This window comes from Acinetobacter sp. UBA6720 (genome assembly GCF_002454215.1).
Lineage (GTDB): Bacteria > Pseudomonadota > Gammaproteobacteria > Pseudomonadales > Moraxellaceae > Acinetobacter.
The window spans coordinates 1-3,693 of the sequence record NZ_DKIK01000039.1 but is presented as its reverse complement, the minus strand read 5'-3'; the positions used below and the strand labels follow the sequence as shown (position 1 = coordinate 3,693).

Below are 3,693 nucleotides of genomic sequence, written 5' to 3'. Positions count from 1 at the left end.
GCTCAGCTATCTTTCTAATTTTTTTAAATAGGTTTCACATTTTGAAGCAGGGCCAAAATTATATTTTAAAGCGGTATTGGCTCTAGCTGTTGCATATTCAATACCTTGAATTTCACGCTGCTGAGCAAAAACTTGAATCGCAGGATGTAACTGTTCTGAGCAACTGGCATCGTTGCTAAAGTATTTTAAAGTCTTGGTATTGGAAAAATAAATTGCAGCAAACAATCGCCCATCTTTAAAAACAATCGCTGATGAAGCATCTAAACTGCTTCCAGACCGACCTTCATAATACAGAGCCTCATCTGTCTTTAGTAAATAGGGCGCTGAGTAATTATCGAAATTAGATTGAAATTTGGTGGTGTTTCAAAAAGTATGCTGACATTAAATGAAGCCATTATTGATGTAAAAAAAGGTTAAGTCGAAAGCTTTAAAATGGTTTTCAATCTTTTTTGAAAAATTACAACTCGTTCTAAAACCGCGCCTAATTCGATGCCTTATTTTGCAATTATTACCTTCAATACCTACAGTAAAAAATTTACCAATACTTTGCTCGCAGTTTTTAAAAGCAGTGATGAAACTGTCCCAATGATCACTTGCAATTCGGGTGTAGTGAATACCTAATTGTTTAAGCTTTGTCTTCAATCGTTGAACTGTAGCTAAGTCTCTTTTACCCCAAACATAAGCAACAATCTCACCTGTTTCTCGATGGTAGGCGTAAATAAGCCATTGTTTATTATTTTTATTTCCCACAAAAGTCCAAAACTCATCAACTTCAAGAGACTCATAATGACTTTGTTTAGGCTGAATTTGGTAGGTCGATTCGGTTAAAGTACGTAAAACTTTACCGATACTGATTCGCTCAACTTCAGCGATATCTCGTATACCACTACCTCTGACCATCAACTGTAATATTTTTCGAGTAATGCCTGAATTACATCCTAGATAGCTCAGAGCATGGTCACCAATAAACTGACGTTTACAGTCTTTGCACTGATAGTTTTGTTTCCCATCTACTTTGATGCCATTTTTCTTTATACTGTCACCGAGGCAGGTTGGACATTTGATTTCTAGAGTTATTCGCATTTCTCTATTTTATCAAAATTCAACCTGCTTTGTTTCAGCATACTTTTTGAAACACCACCCACGACGATTTTTAATTTCTAAAGCCTTGGCAAATAAGAAGGTGGTTAATATGGCAACCCCAGCTTCTACGCCAATCAATGTTTGATAACTTAGATAAATACTGGCAAGTGCTGCCACCACACCCAAGCCTGTCCATAACTTAGAAAATGGACGTAACTCAGTTTGACGAAAATGCAGGTATAAAGCGGTAATCGTAAGGAGCAATAGACCTGAAAGTACAATGGGTAAATACAAAACTTGAGCCAGTAAAATTAAACTCAAGCTGAGTAAAATGGCGAATTTGACTGATGCAGTAATGGTATTTTTCATACTTTAAGCCTGCGCCAACAATCGTTTAGCTTGTAATAATTGCTGCTCCCCGATTCCTTTTGGTAGTTCTGCATGGGGTAAAAGCAAACGATAAGCGCATTGTTGTTGCTCACATTGTTCAACCAATCCCATCATCAAACGCAACTTGTCCTCATGATCGCTGCTTGGCATATGTTGGTAGTCAATCTCGACACTATGTTGATCATCGTGCTGTTCAAACACTTTCACATAAAGACCCTGTCCCCGCGCCACCTGTTTCCAAGAAACAGCTTGGATCGAGTCACCTTGTCGGAAATTGCGTAACTCACGGAACTCATCAAACTCAAGTTCCTGTTTTTGCTGGCTGCGCTGTTGTTCCGTAGTAGGATATTCCGCACGCGGCGCAATCCATGACTGTTCTGTTAAATACAGATACGTCCATGCCCGCACCAGTCCAAACGGATAGACTGAAAATAGCTTAAGCGTCGGATAGACAAAAAGCCCGCGTGAATCAGGATGCAATTCGAGGGTATAACGATGCTGTAGATCACTCAACAGAATACGATCTATCTGTTCATCCACCTGAACCCACAAATAACGCGCTTGCAGTTGGCTTTGCTTGAAATAAATATCTAATCGTAAAGGCTGACCTACTTGCCCCAGTTCTGCATAAGAAACTTCAATCTCTAAGCCGTGTAATTGTTTAAAAGTAATGTAAAAACTGATACATAAAATGGCACTAATCAGAAAGCAAAAACCCAGAATCAAGTTGTTGGCATAATTCACCCCTGCAATAAAGGTGATTAAAATCAGCACCAGATATAAGTAGCCTTGCTGATAGATAAAAACCAACACATCCTTTTGCATCAGTGTTTTTTGACGGGTAAAATTAAACCTTTTTTTTGTCCATTTTGCCCAGAATGACTGAATCACATTAAGTTTCCTTGCAATTAACTGATACTAATCTGTCGCATCAGTTGAGCAGTTTCAGATTCACTTAATCCAATTCGATGTGCAGTCACTGCAACAAAAACTGCTTGTACATCATCTGCCGTGACAAAACTACGCTGCTCAATTAAAGCATGCGCTTGTGCAGCTTTTTTCAATGCCAGCAGCCCGCGAGTCGATAAACCATGCCGCCCTTTACGACTTTCTTGTGCCAAATCTAGCAGATAATCCATCACCACATCACCCACATAAACTTGCTGTACTAGATGTTGTAATTGCAGTATTTCATCTTGCTGGAACACTTGCGCCAAGGTTGAAATTAGAACTTGCCGTGAATCTTGCTGCAACAAGAGCTTTTCAGCCGAGCGTGAAGGATAACCCAACGATAAACGCATGAGAAAACGGTCTAGCTGTGACTCAGGCAAAGCATAGGTTCCACTCTGGAATAGCGGATTTTGTGTAGCAATGACCCAAAATGGTTGAGGTAAAGCATAACGCACGCCATCTACCGTCACCGCACCTTCTTCCATAGCCTCAAGTAAAGCACTCTGGGTTTTGGGGCTACAGCGATTGATTTCATCCGCCAGTAAAATCTGGGTAAAAATCGGACCTTGTTTAAATTCAAACAGATGTTCTTTTTGGTTAAACATATTTACGCCAATGACATCACTGGCCAGCATGTCGTTGGTAAACTGAATACGTTGAAATTGTAATCCCGCAATGTGTGCCAAAGCACTGGAGAGTGTGGTTTTGCCTAATCCTGGTAAATCTTCAAACAAGACATGCCCACCAGCCAGTAAGCAACTCAGCGCCAATTTGGTCTGTTGGTGTTTATCGAGAATAATTTGATTAATTTGAGTCAGAAATGCCTGAATCTTAGTGGCATTGGCTTGAATCGCAGCCTCAATTTTTCGTGTATCTTCTGCAAAGTGCTGTTCAGTTTTCTGTTTTGCCCAAATCACAAATCTTCCCCAATAAAAAACGGCGCATGCTTAACATACACCGTTTTCTACTTTTTCCAAAGGAATCAGTAACTTTCTAAAAAATACTCAACATGGACACTTCTTCAAATTCCCGCCCGCAGTAGGATAACGAGCATCCACACAATGGCGATAAAAGGTCTTGGCATCCATAGGGGTTAAATCAGGATGATGCTTTTTCATGTGCTCCAGATAATGATTGTAATCAGGCACCCCCACCATCAAGCGAAAACTCTGCTGTAAGCGCTGCCACAAGGTTGCGATTCGAGACCAATTTTTTGGATTTAGAATCAAGTCCTTCTGCGACATGATGGTCATCTTGATGATTTTCACG

General features: G+C 40.1%; 5 protein-coding genes and 1 pseudogene. All 6 read right to left on the bottom strand.

From position 1 onward, the window contains the following. Positions 1–6 precede the first annotated feature (6 nt). Positions 7–354, bottom strand: a pseudogene (locus B4F08_RS03430) (hypothetical protein); the annotation flags it as partial. Between the two features lie 27 nt (positions 355–381). After that, the gene (locus B4F08_RS03425) at positions 382–1,083 is read right to left on the bottom strand and encodes an IS1 family transposase (protein ID WP_291373169.1); all 702 of its coding nucleotides are present in this window, start codon (positions 1,081–1,083) and stop codon (positions 382–384) included. A 12-nt stretch (positions 1,084–1,095) separates the two neighbouring features. Continuing rightward, entirely contained in the window at positions 1,096–1,452 is a 357-nt protein-coding gene (locus B4F08_RS03420) for a hypothetical protein (protein ID WP_291373167.1), read from the bottom strand. 3 nt (positions 1,453–1,455) lie between these two features. Further along, complete coding sequence (locus B4F08_RS03415) at positions 1,456–2,361, bottom strand: DUF58 domain-containing protein (RefSeq protein ID WP_414632438.1); 906 nt, start codon at positions 2,359–2,361, stop codon at positions 1,456–1,458. A gap of 20 nt (positions 2,362–2,381) precedes the next feature. Continuing rightward, a complete protein-coding gene (locus tag B4F08_RS03410; protein ID WP_414632437.1) occupies positions 2,382–3,341 on the bottom strand; it encodes an AAA family ATPase in 960 nt (319 codons plus the stop codon). 87 nt (positions 3,342–3,428) lie between these two features. Further along, complete coding sequence (locus B4F08_RS03405) at positions 3,429–3,692, bottom strand: YbdD/YjiX family protein (RefSeq protein ID WP_291373165.1); 264 nt, start codon at positions 3,690–3,692, stop codon at positions 3,429–3,431. Position 3,693 lies beyond the last annotated feature (1 nt).